This window comes from Natronocella acetinitrilica, from assembly GCF_024170285.1.
Lineage (GTDB): Bacteria > Pseudomonadota > Gammaproteobacteria > Nitrococcales > Aquisalimonadaceae > Natronocella > Natronocella acetinitrilica.
This window is the reverse complement of the sequence record NZ_JALJXV010000014.1, coordinates 1-15,922: the sequence shown is the minus strand read 5'-3', so window position 1 is coordinate 15,922 and position 15,922 is coordinate 1. Positions and strand designations below refer to the sequence as shown.

At 59.8% G+C, this 15,922-nt stretch carries 14 protein-coding genes and 3 tRNA genes; 6 read left to right on the top strand and 11 right to left on the bottom strand.

Annotation, left to right across the window (positions count from 1 at the left end; translation table 11 throughout):
- Positions 1–147 precede the first annotated feature (147 nt).
- Positions 148–1,581, top strand: a complete 1,434-nt coding sequence (locus tag J2T57_RS21305; RefSeq protein WP_253485312.1) for a hypothetical protein — start codon at positions 148–150, stop codon at positions 1,579–1,581.
- On the opposite strand, the gene J2T57_RS21300 is transcribed toward J2T57_RS21305, so the two are convergent.
- Positions 1,565–2,746 carry an acyltransferase family protein gene (locus J2T57_RS21300; protein ID WP_253485310.1) on the bottom strand — a complete coding sequence of 394 codons (1,182 nt, stop codon included), beginning with the start codon at positions 2,744–2,746 and terminating at the stop codon, positions 1,565–1,567. The two genes, J2T57_RS21305 and J2T57_RS21300, sit on opposite strands and share 17 nt — an antisense overlap.
- Before the next feature lie 186 nt (positions 2,747–2,932).
- Here J2T57_RS21300 and J2T57_RS21295 point away from each other — a divergent pair, with 186 nt between their 5' ends.
- Entirely contained in the window at positions 2,933–3,856 is a 924-nt protein-coding gene (locus J2T57_RS21295; RefSeq protein WP_253485308.1) for a glycosyltransferase family 2 protein, read from the top strand.
- A gap of 14 nt (positions 3,857–3,870) precedes the next feature.
- On the opposite strand, the gene J2T57_RS21290 is transcribed toward J2T57_RS21295, so the two are convergent.
- The 10 genes from J2T57_RS21290 to J2T57_RS21245 all read right to left on the bottom strand — a co-directional run bounded on the left by J2T57_RS21290 (position 3,871) and on the right by J2T57_RS21245 (position 14,911).
- Positions 3,871–4,701: an ATP-grasp fold amidoligase family protein gene (locus J2T57_RS21290; RefSeq protein WP_253485300.1), complete on the bottom strand. Its 831-nt coding sequence runs from the start codon at positions 4,699–4,701 to the stop codon at positions 3,871–3,873.
- Positions 4,702–4,857: 156 nt separating this feature from the next.
- Positions 4,858–5,781, bottom strand: coding sequence for a glycosyltransferase family 2 protein (locus J2T57_RS21285; RefSeq protein ID WP_253485298.1), 924 nt, complete (start codon positions 5,779–5,781; stop codon positions 4,858–4,860).
- A gap of 21 nt (positions 5,782–5,802) precedes the next feature.
- Entirely contained in the window at positions 5,803–7,305 is a 1,503-nt protein-coding gene (xrt, locus tag J2T57_RS21280) for an exosortase (protein ID WP_253485291.1), read from the bottom strand.
- Entirely contained in the window at positions 7,306–8,820 is a 1,515-nt protein-coding gene (locus J2T57_RS21275; RefSeq protein WP_253485284.1) for a TIGR03016 family PEP-CTERM system-associated outer membrane protein, read from the bottom strand.
- Positions 8,821–8,860: 40 nt separating this feature from the next.
- A complete protein-coding gene (locus J2T57_RS21270; protein ID WP_253485282.1) occupies positions 8,861–9,763 on the bottom strand; it encodes an AAA family ATPase in 903 nt (300 codons plus the stop codon).
- The gene (locus J2T57_RS21265; protein WP_253485273.1) at positions 9,760–11,328 is read right to left on the bottom strand and encodes an XrtA system polysaccharide chain length determinant; all 1,569 of its coding nucleotides are present in this window, start codon (positions 11,326–11,328) and stop codon (positions 9,760–9,762) included. The genes J2T57_RS21270 and J2T57_RS21265 overlap by 4 nt, the downstream gene beginning before the upstream one ends.
- Before the next feature lie 71 nt (positions 11,329–11,399).
- Positions 11,400–12,017, bottom strand: a complete 618-nt coding sequence (locus tag J2T57_RS21260; protein WP_253485271.1) for an XrtA/PEP-CTERM system exopolysaccharide export protein — start codon at positions 12,015–12,017, stop codon at positions 11,400–11,402.
- Positions 12,018–12,171: 154 nt separating this feature from the next.
- On the bottom strand, positions 12,172–12,552 hold the full coding sequence (locus tag J2T57_RS21255; protein WP_253485269.1) for a fibronectin type III domain-containing protein: 381 nt from the start codon (positions 12,550–12,552) through the stop codon (positions 12,172–12,174).
- Positions 12,553–13,110: 558 nt separating this feature from the next.
- Positions 13,111–13,680, bottom strand: a complete 570-nt coding sequence (locus tag J2T57_RS21250; protein WP_253485266.1) for a fibronectin type III domain-containing protein — start codon at positions 13,678–13,680, stop codon at positions 13,111–13,113.
- A 325-nt stretch (positions 13,681–14,005) separates the two neighbouring features.
- Positions 14,006–14,911, bottom strand: coding sequence for a VanZ family protein (locus J2T57_RS21245; protein WP_253485265.1), 906 nt, complete (start codon positions 14,909–14,911; stop codon positions 14,006–14,008).
- Between the two features lie 180 nt (positions 14,912–15,091).
- Here J2T57_RS21245 and J2T57_RS21240 point away from each other — a divergent pair.
- From J2T57_RS21240 to J2T57_RS21225, 4 genes are all read left to right on the top strand, one after another.
- Positions 15,092–15,176, top strand: a tRNA-Tyr gene (locus J2T57_RS21240).
- Positions 15,177–15,221: 45 nt separating this feature from the next.
- Positions 15,222–15,295: transfer RNA gene (locus J2T57_RS21235), tRNA-Gly, on the top strand.
- Between the two features lie 47 nt (positions 15,296–15,342).
- Positions 15,343–15,417 (top strand) — tRNA-Thr (locus tag J2T57_RS21230).
- An 83-nt stretch (positions 15,418–15,500) separates the two neighbouring features.
- Positions 15,501–15,922 (top strand): GTP-binding protein (locus J2T57_RS21225; RefSeq protein WP_253485263.1); only part of this gene is annotated, 422 nt, incomplete at its 3' end.

Here is a 15,922-nt window from a genome sequence, read left to right as displayed (position 1 = left end):
CCCGGTAGGTCACGACAGAGGGGCGCGCATTTGGCGGGAGGTTAGCATCGATGGCGAATTAGTATCTGATCCGGGTGATTGAGGCATCGTAGTTCTATAAGCATGCCGAACCCGGACCGTCTACGACAGGCATGGGTGGGAATCGACATGCAATTCTTCGGCGATCGTCCGCAAGTAGAACTTGCCGGACCCATTAACTGGGAACAGCATTCGCGTTTTGAGGCCAGTCTGCGCAAGGCGCACGCGAGCTCGGGAGGTTCGTGTGGTGCCTTGGCTGATGCCTCGTACTGGACGCGCCAGCAGCACGCTAGGGAGAGCCTGCCCCCGGCGTTTCTGGATGTTGTCGCCGGAGTCGCCGGCCCCTTGCTTACCAGCTACACGGTGTGGGCGTTACTGGCAGCGCAGGCCCGTGGCCTTCGGCGACTATATTTCCTGTCGCGGGAAGGCGACGTACTTTTTGAGCTTGCGACGATCCTCGCCCCAAGGCTAGAGCTCGCTATTGAGCTTCGGCAGTTGTACGTGAGCCGCCCCGCGATCAACGTTGCGTTGCTGTCAGATTTTAGGCGGGCAGATCTTGCCTGGGCACTCACGCACACGGGCAGCATGTCCCTGGCCTCGATTCTCGAGAGAGTCTGCCTACAGGCGTCCGAAGTGCAGGACCACCTTGAAGGTATCGGCCTGGGCCGTGACCGTTGGAACACACGAATAACCGACGACGAGTTTTCCGCATTGGTGGATCTGCTGGCGAGTCTGTCCCACGCTGGTGTTGGGCAGCTTATTAAGGAGCGCTCTCGTCAGCGGCGAGAGCGCGTCGCCCGTTATCTCGCGTCGGCCGGTGTGTTTGACGACGTAAAGGTTGGCTTGGTCGACACGGCGGGAACAGGAAGCCAGGTGCGTACCGTGCACCGGCTGCGCCAGGAGCTCACGGCAGAGGGGACAGAGGGCTTTCTGGTTCGGCGCATGTGGCGGCCCCATTTGGACGAGCAAGGTTTTCCGCCGATTCACTCCTATCTTAGTGACCACTGTACCGGCACTGGCTTTCGCGATATGGACGGGATGAACCATATGCTGGAAATCTTCACCGTCACCGATTACGGAACAGTTATCGGCTACGCCGACAATGACGGAGAGGTGGTTCCCGTCTTTCAGGAACCCGTGCCGGAACGAAGTGAAATGTGGACCTCCGATTACATGCGAAGGCCCTTGATGACATTTGCTCAGACACTTTCTTTGACTAGTTGGAATATTCGCAACGCGAAAGCACCGTGCAGCGGAATAATGGAGGCATTCAGGCAGTTCTGGTATGACCCCACCGAAGCCGAAGCAAACTACTGGGGTCAGTTTCCGTATGAGGTTGGCGCCGGTGATTGCTTCAGGTGTCTGGAGTTGGCCCCGCAGTTGGGGTTGCGCGAAATGATCGCGCTAAAGCGGGGTCGGCGTGTGGAGAAGGTGATCGTGAATCCGTGGTATGCCGGTATCTCGAAGCGGGCCTCCCTCTATGTGGCCGGCTCAATTGCTGCTTTGCGTCATATTCGCCGTGCCAGTCGCGCCTTGCGGCGTGTGGTCAGGCGCTTCGCCTAGGGCGTGCCGTGTTATCCAGTCGTCCATTGAATATGATGGTGCCCAAACGGCTCCGCGATACCACATAGTGGTGAATAGCCCAAGAAAGCAGCACTACAGCGATCACCAGCGCAATAAACTGTATGGCGATCGGCAACCCGGTGTTTATCAGGAGCACCGCAAGCAGAAACACCAGAATGTGATGGAACAGATATATTGTGTAAGAGCAATCACTCAAATAACGTGATATTTCTGGTTTGAAAGCCGGAAGCCGTAAAAAAAGCACAATAAGTGCCGATGTCGTCTGAAATGCAACGGCGGTTGATGTCCAGAGCTGATGGCGGCCACCGCGCACATGCTGAGAAATGGACGTGTCAGCCGGGGAAAAAGAATAGAGGAAGTATATCCAGCTTGCCAGAAGTAGTGCGATGGCGGGCAGCCCAAGTCCCGTCCAGGCATGCGGCTGAATCTTGGCGCGGCTGAGCAGTACGCCGAAAACAAAGTAGGGCAGGTAATAATAGAATTTAGGATCTGATAGAAAGGGAAGATAGTCGACAAAGCCGAAGTAGCCCCTGTATGCCGCAGAGTATACTGCTTGCACGATAGCAATGAAGAAGACAACTGTTGCCGGCCATAGCCACGATGATGGCGTCGGTATCGTAATTTTTGTGACGCGCGTTAATATGATTGCAATGGGAAAGCATAATATAAAGAAGTAAAATAAAACGATAAGAAACCAGAGATGTATTTCCCAGCAAGCTCCTCTGAGTACGTCTGCAACTGATTCACACGCTTGCCCGTTGATTGTGGCAAGACCGGCCTCGGTACCTATTATCTGAAAGAGGTATAATTGGGCGCCATTCAGCAGAACGCCGGCAGCGAAGAGCGGGATAAGCACTCGCGTTGATCGAGAAGCGAAAAAGGGCAGGATGCGGGATCGGCATAAAACCAGCGCGTACAGGAAGCCGCTAATAAGAAAGAATGCGGGCATTCGAAAGGAGTGGATGGAAAGAGTGAGGTAGTCGAAGAAATAACTGACGTCGTCAGATGCGACGAGCCAGCGCTGTTCGGAAATGAAGACAAAGCTTGCATGTATTATGATGCCGAGCAGCATCAAGCAGGCGCGGAGCGCGTCCAGTTGGGTTACGCGCTGGGAGATGTGCCCGTTCTCTGCGCCAGCCGCCATCTCTGAGGTCACCCATAATCATAATGCCGGGCGAATCGAGTGCCATCGGCGCCACGCCTGCGGGTCGAGGCGCCCTACCTGACAACATACCTTCATCTTTGGCGAGTATAGTTACTCATCAGTAGCGCGCCGGAGCAACATGGTTTTCGATGCGACCTTGATCAAGCAGCGCGGTTGATAAAGCACATGAATGTCAGTGTCATCATTCCCGTCTACAACAGGGAGCGGCTCCTTCCTCGTGCGATACGATCGGTATTGACGCAGCCGGCTGGCGACATTGAGCTTCTCGTTGTTGATGACGGCTCGTCAGATGGCTCCTTGGCTATAGCTCAGGACTACGCTTCCAGTGACCCCCGGGTGAAGGTGCTCAACCAGTCCAATCAGGGCGTTTCGAGCGCCAGAAACAGCGGCTTACGGGAAGCGCGTGGAGACTGGGTTGCGTTGCTTGATTCGGATGACGAGTGGGCGCCGGATAGGTTGTTGCACGTTCGTCGATTAATTGAAGAGCGCCCCGAGCTTGATTTCGTACATGGAGATCGCCTGGTGCTCAGGCCGGACGGCAGTGAAGACCTTGCCCAGCGACGCACGATGACCGATGTGGAAGGGGCAGATGTCGGATGGTTGCTCAAGTCGATGCGAATCAAGACATCCACAGTGCTGGTGAGACGACGCTGCCTGGAGGAAATGGATGTCTGGTTCGATGAACGTCTGCGCACCTGTGAAGACTATGAGTTCTTCTGGCGCCTCGTGGCGCGTGCGAAAAAAATAGCGTACGACCCTGTCCCACGGGTGATTTGCCACGATACGCCGGGTAGCCTCACAAAGCAGGATCGCAGGCCGCAGCTAAGAGATCATATACGGGCGCGAGCGTCAGTCCTTCGCTGGATCGAACAGGGTGTCAACGGAGTGGATCTAACTCCGTACGCACTGGATGGCCTCCTGGGGGAGATTTCGACAGGGTTGCGTCACGCCCGCGAGCATGGCTTATTCTCCCTTTTGCGCGAGCTGGCGTGGTGTTCTCGCCATGTTGGCCTGTGGAGGACAGGCGCTGTTGTCAGCCGCATGGCGGATCGGACGATTCGGCGCAATATTGGTAAGCGCGCGGCATAAGCGGCCGATTCGCCTTAAGTTCTCTGGGGTGATGCGTGACGTAGGGCTTGTAACTCTGCAACTGCTTGAGTGTGGCACGGCTTCTCAAGCAACCGATAAAGTATGCCGTCTACGTACGACGGACTGTATCGCTCAACGCCGGCGTTGGGAGAAAAAGTCATTTCACCAAAATAGGGGCGGTCGGTGTGGTACAAGTCGACTCGACAGAATTGAAAGCCTTGAGAAAGTTTGTCGGCGATACTTCTCATCTTGTGAAAGGTGATTTTGTCTGGCGTCCGGATTCCGGTCGGCATCGCAGAGACGGTCGCGTTGCTCTTGCTTATTTTTAACGGATTGCATTCCCGGTCGAAGTAACAGACTACTCTTTCATCTCCCGACTCTTCCACAATAAGGAGGAGTTGCACCTCGCCATTGAAACAGTAGAACTTATAGTTTGCTGGAGTTTGCTGTGCGTCGGGATCGATATGTTCTTCGATCATGAGTCTTCGCGGGATCCAGCGATATTGCCACTCGGCTGATAGCGCTGAATAATCGCGCTTGAGCCAGCTGTTCGCTAAATCGACGATCTTGTCCCATTCGACGTCTTCCTTGTTCTTTACCACATAGTTTGTTCCTGATCCGTGGTTCGCCTTAATCACGAAACTGGTCGGGAGGGATGAGAAAAACGCGTCATCGGTTGGGAGCCGCTCGCCGGACCAGAGGATTTTAGGGCCGATATCTTCGCCGAGCACGGCGCGAATATGGTCCCGTACACGTATCTTATCGGCGCACAGGGTGTGAAGTTTGTCTCGATGCAGAATCTTTTGTCGCTGTATCCACTCCGTGAATGTGGTTGGCTGGAGCAAACTGACGGAGGTGCCATGCTGTCATACAACATTCGTCCGGCGCCTGTACTGCGAATCACCCGCGTGCGCGTTAATCGGGCGATTCGATCTCCAAGTTTTGCGATCCGGTAATATGCTGATTTCTTTACTTTTATAAAGCGGGCCACAATTGTTCCCTTATCTTTTTATTGGGGCGATATCGCGCATGCGCTCTTTTGCTTGGCCAAGGAGCAAGCCGTGCTGCCAAGCATGGCTTAACGCCCGCTCCTTGTTGCGCAGCAGGAAGTTCCCGTCGGAAAGAAGTCGCTCTGTAATAATCTTGCGCAACATCCATCGGGGCAGTTTGCGGGAGGCGGGAGGCTCACCCCGTTGCCGCTTTATGGCTTCAAGTGAGCGCCCAAAGCGGAGTGCTCTGCCAATCAGCCAGCGCCGCGTCATTTGCTCGGGGCGAATGATGTGCTGAAGATGAGCCTCGGTATCGAACCAGGCTCGTGTTCCTGTTGCCGCGAGGCGGCGGAGGAGTTCAGTCTCGCTACCCATCATGTATTGCCCAGGTGCTGGCCCCACATTCGGATTGAAGCGTAGTCCATGGTCGAACAGATGCCGACGCACGGCCATGTTTGCCCCCCAGATTTTGTCTGGTTGCACTGGCCCTGTAGCGAGGTCAGGGGGGGTGAGTGCGTAGGCCGGCCCAATGGGTATGGCCCTTTCGTAATCAATGTCGGGTGCAGACATCCAGAACGGGAGGATCGGACCACCAAACACGTCATATTGTTCGTGGGCGGACGCATTCTTCTGGTAATGGTGAAGCCAGCGTGGAGCGGGGAGTACGTCGTCGTCTGTGAATATGATCAAATCAGACTGCACATGTTCGAGCGCCATATTCAAGGCGTTGTTTTTTCCCTGGGTTGGGCAAAAAAGGTAAAGAATGTTTAGTCGGGCTTGGTGCCTGTTAACGATATCTTTCGTGTTATCCCGGCTGTTGTTGTCAACAACAATGAGTCGCCAACCGCCTTTAGGGCCCTCGAGGGAAGCCATCCTTTCAAGCGTCAGGGGTAACGTCCGTTCACCGTTGTAGGTGGCAAGAACTACATCCTGCATTTTAAGCCCTTTACTGCTGATTCACTTGCCGGCAAATGGTTGTTCCTGAATATGCCTTAGTTCGGCGACGAGGAGTTCTCGCTCTGCCCGGCACGCATCTGTGTCACACACCATCGACAGTGAGACCAGTGCCCCGAAATTGTGTCGGCTGAAGGCTGTGCGTAACATCTGCAGCTTCACTTGCAAGCCCCCCTGCGTCCAATCCCCGTTAACCAGATAGCCGAGGGCCACTATGCGATGTTCTTGTATGTAGCGGTGGTGCACGACGACGTATCGCCAGCCGTTTCGATCTGTTTCTTGATCCACCACGCGCCAGTCGTCGGTGTTGATCGGCCGGTTCCCAAACTGCACCAGCTCATGGTTCTGGCGCTGCGGGTTGTAGTACCAGATACCGAGGTGCATTCGTTGGTCAGAGCTGTCCGGGTGGACGTAGCTCGCACGCAGCACTTGGTCGGTGCGCTGCATGATGGGGTTCCAGAGGGTGTCTTCAATGTGGGGGGCCAGCACGTAGTCGCCCAGCCGTTCTGGGGCGACGAGGGTGCGTTGCTCCGCCGCGGCGCTGGCGCCGCCGATCAACCACACCGGCAGGGCAACCAGGCCGGCCAGCAAGGCGGTGGCGGTAATGCTCTTTTTGGCCATGGCGTGCGCGGGCTGGGGGGCGGGTACCCCCAAGCTCGGCTCCGGGCTACCGTTGGCGAGGCGGTTGGCGATGAAGAAGAACGGCACCAGGCACACCGCGAACAATATCCAGCCAAACATTTCATGATCGTCAATCAGGCTGGTTTGCATATCCGTCTGGTAGCCGGCAAGGATGATCCAGAAAATCCGCACCCAGTTCACCAGCAGCGCCATGGCTATAGCCACCAGGTGCAGGATGATCCACTCCCGGGCGCGGCTGAAGTTCAGCGCGCTGAACAGTGTTGACAGCGTCAGGGCCACAACCAGGTAGCGGAGGCCGGAGCATCCATCCGCCACTTCAAACGCGCCTACGTCCAGGAGGTAGATGTAGACACCTTCCACCCGGAAGTGGATGCCCATGAAGCCGAGCAAAATGTCGTTGACCACCACGGCGGCCCCCACCAGGGGCTTGGTGAGGTAGTCCCACATGGGCACGGCGTAGTAGAGGAAGCCGATGGGAATGGCGAGGTTCCAGCCCGCGCGCCAGCCGAGCATTGCCACGGCAATCGCCCACCACAGGAAGACGGCGCCCATTTGCTGCAGGATCTGGATGTTCACCACGTCCGCCAGGCTAATCGCCAACGCAGTAAAGGCTGCAAGTGCGATGCCCAGCACGCTGGGCTGCAGACCGAACTGGCGGTGCTTTAGCACGCGGTAGAGCAGGAACAGACTGGCGCCGAACACGAACAGGCCGTGGGAGTAGGCCTCGTCAAAGCGCAGCCAGCGCTGGAAGAGCCGCTCCAGCGGGGCCCAGTGCAGTGCGAGCACAAGCAGGAAACCGCCAATCAGGACCGTTAGGTCTGGTCTCAGCAGGTTCCGCTGCACTGTGCTTGCCACGGCGCTCATTCAGAACATCCTCGTTGCTTCGAGAATGATGGCGTTTTCGGTGTAGTCATTGCCGCTTTCGTTCGATGTGCGCTCCTGGCGGCGGATAGTGGCGCCGGCCTGAGTTTTGCGGCCGATCAGGTGGGCGAGGCTGATTCGCGCGCCACGTATGGTGTCGCTGCGATCGTCGCGAAAATCGATGCGCTCCCAGCTCACACGGGGGATGACGGCGGTGCGCGGCAGCCATTGCCAGCGCCAGTAGGCGTCGGCGCCGTAGCGCTCCTCTTCGTCTTCCGCTACCTGGAACTCACGCCGGTCGTGAAAGGCGGTGAGGCGGATGGTGGAGCGCCCGGTGCGGTAGGTGGTGTTGGCGGTGGCGCGCTTGCTCACGAACACTTCGTTGTCTTCGACGATGAAGCCGGGGAGGTCGAAGACCTCGCCGGTGTCCGGGTCCACGATCTGGCTGGGCAGCCCCAGGTCTTCCGGTGACAGCACCACGAAGCGGTCGGAGATCTGCTGGGTTTCGCGATAGCTCAGGCTGCTGGTCAGCCGACTGCCGCGGCGGGTGATGGCGGCGAAGTAGGTGTCGCCGAAGAAGCGCCGGCCGTAGCGGGCCTCGATGCTGGTGCGCACGTCGGTCCAGCGAAAGCCTGCCTCCCAGTATTCCGCGCCGAAGCGGTCCTGCGTGCCGTCGGCGCGGGATTCCGTCTCGGCGCCGCCGCGGCCGATGAGTTGCAGCCGGCCGGTGAGGCGATAGCCGAGTTCCAGAAAGGCGTTGTCGAAATACTGGCTTCGGTCTATGTTGCTACGTTCGACGCGCTCGCTTTGCACGCTGGCCAGCCAGGATACGGGGTCGGCGGCCTCCGGGCTCACGAGCTGAAAGCTGCCGCTTTGCCGCGTGATATTGGGGATGTCCTCATCATAGACAGTGCGGCGCACGCCCACCCGGGTGACGGAATTGCCCAGGGGGCCGAGGTCCTGCACCAGGTAGGGACTGGCCCGCAAGGTGATGGCGTCGCTGCGATTACCGGTATCCAGCGCCAGGTCGTCGGCGAAAGCGCCGCGGTTTGAAATGGTCTGCTGCTCGTAGAGCGCGCCCAGGTCGACGAATAGCCGGTTGCGCACCAGGGTTGCGGTGCTGTCGGCGTTCAGCGTGTGGTAGATGTCGTTGCGGTCCTGATCATTCCAGTAGTAGTTGGCGGTGGCCTGGTAGTCCACCTGGGTGCGCAGCCGGGGGCCCACCCGGCACAGGCTGAGGGACGGGATCAACTGGGTGACAAAATCGGATTCCTTGTCGCTGTCCGGCGCAAGGGTGACGTTATCGGTATAGGTCTGGCGCAACGTCAGGCTGGGGGCCACAAGAAACGGTGCCCCCTGGCTGTCTTCCAGGTACTGGCCGGCGAGGCCACTGTCCATGTCCGCGCCGCCGGGCAGGGCGACACGGCAGCCGCTCAGGGTGGGGCGCACGGGCGGGCCGCTGGGTGCTTCAGCCCCGGTCTGCTGGGCCTGCGCCTGCGCTGCCGGCGCTAGCGACATGACGAGTAAAGCCCCAAGCCCCGCGGTGAGGCGCCATGCCCTACCCCGGAGTGGACTCGCCATAATAGCTCCCGTAGTCGTCTCCCCCGAGCCCGCCAAGGCTTTGATTGAGCACCAGGCTGACGGCCTTGTTCGGGTCCAGCAGCTCGACGGCGGCAACCACGTAATGGCGAGGTGTAGCGGCCGATTTCACTACCACGAGGATCTGCCCGACGTTGGCCGACAACGTGATGGCCTCGGCGCTGACCAGCAGGGGTGGCGAATCGAACAGAATGATGTGCCGGGTGCTGCGATCCGCAAGGGCGGAAACAACGCGCTCCATGCGGGCGCTGGACAGCAGCTCTTCGCTGAGCGAGTGCGCACGACCGGCGGGCAGCACGGTGAGCGAGTCCACCGTGGTGGGCAGGATGACCTCGCTGGCGGACAGGCTCTCGTCGGCCAGCAGGTCGAGCAGGCCCGGTTCATCGCGAATGCCGAATATCTTGCTCGTATGGGCGCGGGAGACATCGCCATCCACCAGGGTGACGGAGAAGTCGGGATCCTGCGCGATGCTGAGTGCCAGATTGATTGAGGTGAAGGTCTTGCCTTCGCCCGGTTGGGCGCTGGTGACCATGATGAGATTGCCGTTGGGAATGGCGGCGGTGCCCTTGCCGATGGCGCCAGCGATCAGCGGCCGCTTGATACGGCGGTATTGATCCTTGATTGCCCGTTCAGCATCGATGGGTGGGTAGATGCCCTGAGCGCGTAGCCGAGCGTAATCGACGCGCACCGGCTCCCGGTCGGCCACCGGGGCCGGAACGGCACCCACGGATGCCGCCTCGACGGCTGGCTCTGGCTCGCGGGGCGGCTCGGGGTGCCTGGTCTCTGCGGGCTTGTCTTTGCGGCCGGTGGTGCCGTCGCCGCTTTCCCGCAGGCGATTGATTGCTTTCTCGATGACGCTCAAATCGGCAGCCTCCGCATGATCAGGCGGATGTATTCCGCCCCCAGCTCCGCATAGAGCGAAGCGGCAACAATGGCTCCCGCCAGCATCATGGCCGCCAGGGCAAATATCAGGAATGCGACCACCTTGCGCCGCCGCTGATTGCGGGTCATCACCAGGCTGACGGAGCCCAGCACCGGTCTGCCGGTGAGTTCCGCCAGGGAGGTACGGCTCTGGAACACGGGCCGGATCTGGTGCAGGAAGAAACCGAAACCGCCACCCACGGCGAAAGCAACGGGGATCAGCGCCAGCAGGTAGAAGTCCCGCGGCGGGCCGTCCGGCTCCAGCGGGCGCACCGGTGGGTCGATGAGGCGCAGGGAAAGCTGCCCGCCAGAGGCATCCACCTCGCCGGAGAGTTGCGCGGTGCTGAGCCGCGCCACCAGTGCCTGGTAGCGCTCGCGGGTGGTGTCGTAGTTTCGGTTGAGGTCCTGCAGACGGGTTTCGACGTCGGTGATTTCGTCCACCTGGGCCAGCAGTTGCTCGCGGCGGTCTTCCTGGTCGCTGATCTGCTCTTCGATCGCGCCGATTTCCGCAGACCATTCGTTGAGACGGATGCGCAACTCCTGATACAGGGGGTTGGCGCTCAGGTCCGCGGTCTCGGTAATGGCGGGTGCGTCTTCCAGTTCGGCCCGGCGTTCCTCGTGCCGTTCGATCTGCGCCTGCAGGGCGCGTACATCGGGGTGGGATTCGGTGAAACGCAGCAGCAGCTCGTCGAGCCGGCTGCGGGCCTCCCGCAGTTGTTCCTGCACGGCGATGAGTTGTGGGTTGCTTGAGGTTTCAACACGCTGCCCGCTTTCGATGGCGGCGATTTCCTCACGCAGGGAACCCACCCGTCGCTCGGCCTGGCGCTGGGCGTTCTGCAGCCGCTGGATTTCGTCTTCAGTGGCGCGCAGGCGGCCGTAGAAGTCCCGCCCGCCCTGCTCGGGCAGCAGGCCAACATTGTCGCGCTTGAACTGGGCGAGGCGCTGTTCTGCCGAGCGCAGCCGGTTTTCGTACTCCTCTACCTGCCGCTCGAGGAAGCCGGTGGCGGAGGCGGAGTCAGCGCGGGTCATGCCCAGAGCTTCTTCGCTGAAGAGTTCGACCACGGTCTGCACCACGCGGTAGGCCACCTGCGGATTATCCGAGGCATAGGAGATGCGGTAGATGGTGCTGCCCCGGCCGCCGCCGGAGATGCGGATGCTGCGCCCGAGGTTTTCGATGATGCGCTCTTCGTCGGCCGGGGTGCGGGCGCGGACCATGAGGTCTGCCTCACGGGCGATGCGCTCAAGATTCTCGCGGTTCAGTATCGTGTTGGTGAGCATGCTGACGCGCTGGTTCATGTCCGGTGCCACGGCGAGCCCGCCGAGCAGCGGCCCCAGCAGTGATTCGGTATCCACGTTGACCCGCGCGCTGACGCGGTATTCGTCGGGCATGGTGAGCACCACGAAGGCGCCGGCCATCGCCACCAGCCAGGCGACGATCAGCGCAAACCAGCGAAACCGCCAGGTCCCGCGCAGCTCGCCCAGAATGAATGTGTATAACTCGTGCATGGGAAGTCCCGTCCCTCAGCTCGCGACAGACTGCGTAGCCGTTCGGTGCCCAGCCCGGCGTATTGGGGCGCTCAGAAATACGCCTCTGGAATGATGATGATATCGCCGGGTCGTAACGCGTGATTGTGGCGTACGTCGCCATCGTTCAGGAGATCATTCAGCCGCAGCCGGTAGCTGCTGCTGTCACCGTTGCGCTGACGCACCAGGGTCGCCCGGTTGCCGGCTGCGAACGGCGTGAGACCGCCCACCTGGATGAGCGCGTCGAGCACGGTCATGCCATTTCTGTACGCCAGTGATTGCGGTTGCGCGGCCTGGCCGATAACGCGTACCTGATCGGCATACTCACCCACGAAACCCATCACCATGACGGTCACCGTGGGCTCACGAATGAACTGGGCGAGTTCGGTTTCGAGGTCTCGGCCGAGGCGGGTTGGCGTTTTGCCCGCGGCCTGGACGTCTTGCACCATGGGGACGGAGATCTTGCCGTCCGGCCGCACGGGCAGGCTGACCGAGAGATCCGGGTTATTGCGAACGTAGATCTGCAGCTGATCGCCGGCGCCGATCACGTAGTCCGGTGTTTCCACCGGGCCGGGGCTCGGGATATCGCTGGAACGAAAGCCCCCGCAGGCGCTCACGGCCAAGGCCACAAGCCCCACTAGAGCCAGTCTGGAAAAAGCTGCCCACCCCATGTTTTGCTCTCCATGCCCCGCCTCGCAGACGTTGACCGTTCTGTTATTACGCGGTCGAGGCTAGTGCTGTTGTTCCTTCGACTACACGGCACAACCGTGGGTTCCGCCGTGTCGAAGTTCACAGTTTGGGGCTATGGGGTGTGCCCGGTCAATGTTACTGAATGTTCAGCTCGATTTCCGTGGACAAGCGGCTCCACAGCCCGTTGATGTCGGCGGTACGCATGGCCACATAATAAGTGCCGACTGCCAGGTTTCTCAGGGTGTAGCTATTGTTGCCATTGTCGCCGATGCGGATCACGTCGGAATAGTTTCCGCTCTGTTGGCCAACGTACAGTTCGTAGGCCTCGATCTCTGAGAGGCTTATTGGGTCGCCATTTTCGCGAGCGCTGGGTGCGGACCAGGACAGTGTGACGGATTCGTTCCCGCCGAAGTCGACCGTGTTGTTGTCACTCGATCTGCTCCCGGAAGAGCCTCCGCCACCGCCGGATATGCAGCCGCCAAGGGCGAGCATGGTAGCGGCCAGCGCTGTGATCATCAGGGTTCTGGCGGAGTGCCGCCATTGGGAATGGATGTTCTTTGGCACAAGCGTGTCCTCACGAATGCTTGATTCGGATCGGGTGTTCGGATGTGCGAGGAACTAAGGCTATTACTCGCACGGCGCAGCGTTTGTGACGCTGTTCACGCTTCGGGAGGCTTGTGCGGTTCGCCAGGAATCGGCCAGTACGGTGGTGAGGATGTCGAGGCAGCGGTAACCGTCGCTTGCGATGTCATTAAAGGTGCCCTGCTTGTCATGACGATTGATGTGTCCGCAACTGCGAGGCGTTGCTCTTCCCTGTGTCATCCTCTTGATTACGGTCTCGCGCGTCAGCGCTGCTCATGCGTAGGCAAACAACGTGCCAGCTATGTGGGGTGGCGCACATAACTGGGTTTCGCGGGGATTTGATCGACGTCTGACCGGCATGGGAGCAAAAGAATGTCTCCGACAGGCGACGAACTGCGTCACACTGTCGGAGATTTTCGCGTAACCCATTGTTGTATCGAATGTTGCAGACTGTCCCCATTCGGGGACGGCACTCTAGGTGCCTGAATTACGTTATTGAATAACGATCTGCACTTCCTCGGAATGCCTGCTCCACAGCCCGTCGGTGTCCGCCACTTTCATGGCCACGTAGTAGGTACCGGCGTCAAGGAAATCCAGAGCGTAGCTGTTGCTGCCCGTGTCCGCGATTTCGATGGGGTCGCCGTACGATCCGCTACTGGTGCCAATGTAGAGCGCGTAGCGGTCGATTTGACTCAGCGCGATAGCGTCGCCATTTTCCCGGGTGGCCGGCGCTGTCCAGGATAGCGTCAGGGTTTCGACCGCCGGATCTGCCTCTTCGGTTTCCTCAGGTGCTGCAATTTCCTCGCTCGTCCCGCTGTCAGTGCTCGGGCTCTCGTCGGAGGGCTGGTTGTGCGGGTTTCCGCCGCCGCCGCCGCTGTTGTTGCCAGGCCCCCGGTTGGGGTTGTTTCGCGTTGCCTCGGAAGTGTCATCGCTGCTGGAACGAGGGGAGCCGCCGCTGTCCGACACGCAGGCGCTCAGGCCGATGGTTGCGGCCATGGTGAATGCGAGAAGAAAGGAGCGGTTCAGGGGGTGCTTCGAGTGATCCGTTTTGGTGGTTTGCATGATGACCCCGTTTCTGAAAATGGGGTTAAAGGGTTTTGCTTGTTGTGGGGTTAGCGTATGGAGGGGCGGGGAAACGGGCTGTGGCGTGCTTGGCATTTGTGGTGTGAACTGGTTCACACGTCGAATAATCCGAAATCGTATCAATTTGACGACAAGTGCGATGTCACCATTACATGGCTTTATAGGCTCATGTAATTTATGAAAAATATTTTATTTTCCTTGGCGGGGCGTGTTCTCGAAAAAAATGAAAACGGTTTTTATTTTTTGGAAGTAAGCGCAGGCCCGCCCCGTATGCAGGCCTGCCGGGCGGGCCTGGGGGTGCCATTCAGCGGGTCAGTCGCAGGGCGTCCAGGTGGATCTCGCGGGTTTGCTCCGGCCGGGAGGCGAAGATGGCCAGTTCGGTCAGGTCGGAGACATCCAGGGTGCGGTTTCGGGGAGCGTTGCGGATGTCGTCGATGGGGATGCGGATGTCATTCCAGCCCTGTTGCAGGGTCACGTTGCGGTTGAAGCGGTCTGCATAGGCGCCGCCCCGGGCGAAGTGTTCCCGGTCGCGGATCGAGATGGTCACGGTGATGGCGGCATTGTCGGGGACGTAGATGGCAAGTTCTGCGGTCTCGTAATCTGACCAGTCGCCGAACGACCTGCGCAGTGTCGTGCCGGTGTAGAGCCGGCCGCTCTGCAGGGTTACACGCAGTGAACGCCCGCCCGTCCGCGTGATGCTCGTGTCCAGCGTGCCGGATGACCAGCGCCGCGCCTCAAGTGGTGTGCTGAAATCGCTGATTACGGGGAACTGGCTGCGGGCGATGCCCCGATCCACAAGGGTGAGCGTGGGGTTGAAGAGTTCCGCCACCAGGGCCGCGCCAGCGACGCCAATCAACACCAGTCGCAGCAGGCGCGTTGGTGCCGTGAGCGCCACGGCCGCGGCGGCGCCAAGCATGTTCTGCCACAGGTCGCGCAGGCCGGCGGAGCGGCCTATCTGGCCCTGTATCAGTTCGATGCAGCCGCCGATAAACAGGATAAACAGCAGCACGGCGGCGGCGCGTACGGGATACCTGATGCGTCGCAGTTGTGGTGCGATCATCAATAACAGGGTCAGCAGCCCGAAGAAGCCCACATGGCCGAAGGCATAGATTTCATCCGGGACATGCCTTCGATAGCCCTCCAGGCTGACGAAGAAGAACGGGAAGATTGACAGCAGGGTGGCTGTGCCGAGTACGAGAATCAGTCTCATCGGATGGGCGCTTTCCCCGGCTGCGTGGCCATTGAACGTTGGGGCAGTTTATATGAGCCGTGTGCGTTTGGGAGATACTGGCTCTGCCGCAACGCCGGTTTCGCCTTGTGGGGCACGGTCTGTCGCCATTTCCGGTTGACATCCGCAGCCCGTTTCAGCAAAGTATCGCGCTCTGAATTTGGAGGGGTTCCCGAGCGGCCAAAGGGGGCAGACTGTAAATCTGCTGGCAAAGCCTTCGGAGGTTCGAATCCTCCCCCCTCCACCAGATAACAGTGAGCGGCTAGCTCGCCCGCACCTGCGGGATGGTCAGGCGGGTGTAGTTCAATGGTAGAACCTCAGCCTTCCAAGCTGATGATGTGGGTTCGATTCCCATCACCCGCTCCAGTTCCAGGGCGTGGCCGGCAGGCGCGCCCTGTTAGTGTGTTTTGAAGGCCCGCGTAGCTCAGGGGTAGAGCGCATCCTTGGTAAGGATGAGGTCCCCGGTTCAAATCCGGGCGCGGGCTCCATATTAGTAAGTGTCGCGGGGTTGGGGCTGTCATCAGTAATGGTCCGGCCCTGGGGTTAATGGATAGAGACGGGAGACGGCTCCATGTCCAAGGCGAAGTTTCAGCGTAGCAAGCCGCACTGCAACGTGGGCACCATTGGTCACGTTGACCATGGCAAGACGACACTGACTGCGGCGCTGACGAAAGTCATGGGTGAGCAGTACGGTGGTGATTTCCGCGCGTACGATCAGATCGACAACGCGCCGGAAGAGCGGGCACGTGGCATCACGATTGCCACGGCGCACGTGGAGTACGAGAGCGAGAACCGCCACTACGCCCATGTGGACTGCCCCGGCCACGCCGACTACGTGAAAAACATGATCACGGGTGCGGCGCAGATGGACGGCGCGATCCTGGTGTGCTCTGCCGCTGACGGCCCCATGCCGCAGACCCGCGAGCACATCCTGCTGGCCCGTCAGGTTGGTGTGCCGTACATCGTTGTCTACCTGAACAAGGCGGACATGGT

Coding starts and splice junctions, on each gene's coding strand:
- J2T57_RS21305 (WP_253485312.1), top strand. CDS start 148: ATGCAATTCTTCGGCGATCGTCCGCAAGTAGAACTTGCCGGACCCATT.
- J2T57_RS21300 (WP_253485310.1), bottom strand. CDS start 2,746: ATGGCGGCTGGCGCAGAGAACGGGCACATCTCCCAGCGCGTAACCCAA.
- J2T57_RS21295 (WP_253485308.1), top strand. CDS start 2,933: ATGAATGTCAGTGTCATCATTCCCGTCTACAACAGGGAGCGGCTCCTT.
- J2T57_RS21285 (WP_253485298.1), bottom strand. CDS start 5,781: ATGCAGGATGTAGTTCTTGCCACCTACAACGGTGAACGGACGTTACCC.
- xrt (WP_253485291.1), bottom strand. CDS start 7,305: ATGAGCGCCGTGGCAAGCACAGTGCAGCGGAACCTGCTGAGACCAGAC.
- J2T57_RS21275 (WP_253485284.1), bottom strand. CDS start 8,820: ATGTCGCTAGCGCCGGCAGCGCAGGCGCAGGCCCAGCAGACCGGGGCT.
- J2T57_RS21265 (WP_253485273.1), bottom strand. CDS start 11,328: ATGCACGAGTTATACACATTCATTCTGGGCGAGCTGCGCGGGACCTGG.
- J2T57_RS21260 (WP_253485271.1), bottom strand. CDS start 12,017: ATGGGGTGGGCAGCTTTTTCCAGACTGGCTCTAGTGGGGCTTGTGGCC.
- J2T57_RS21255 (WP_253485269.1), bottom strand. CDS start 12,552: ATGATCACAGCGCTGGCCGCTACCATGCTCGCCCTTGGCGGCTGCATA.
- J2T57_RS21250 (WP_253485266.1), bottom strand. CDS start 13,680: ATGCAAACCACCAAAACGGATCACTCGAAGCACCCCCTGAACCGCTCC.
- J2T57_RS21245 (WP_253485265.1), bottom strand. CDS start 14,911: ATGAGACTGATTCTCGTACTCGGCACAGCCACCCTGCTGTCAATCTTC.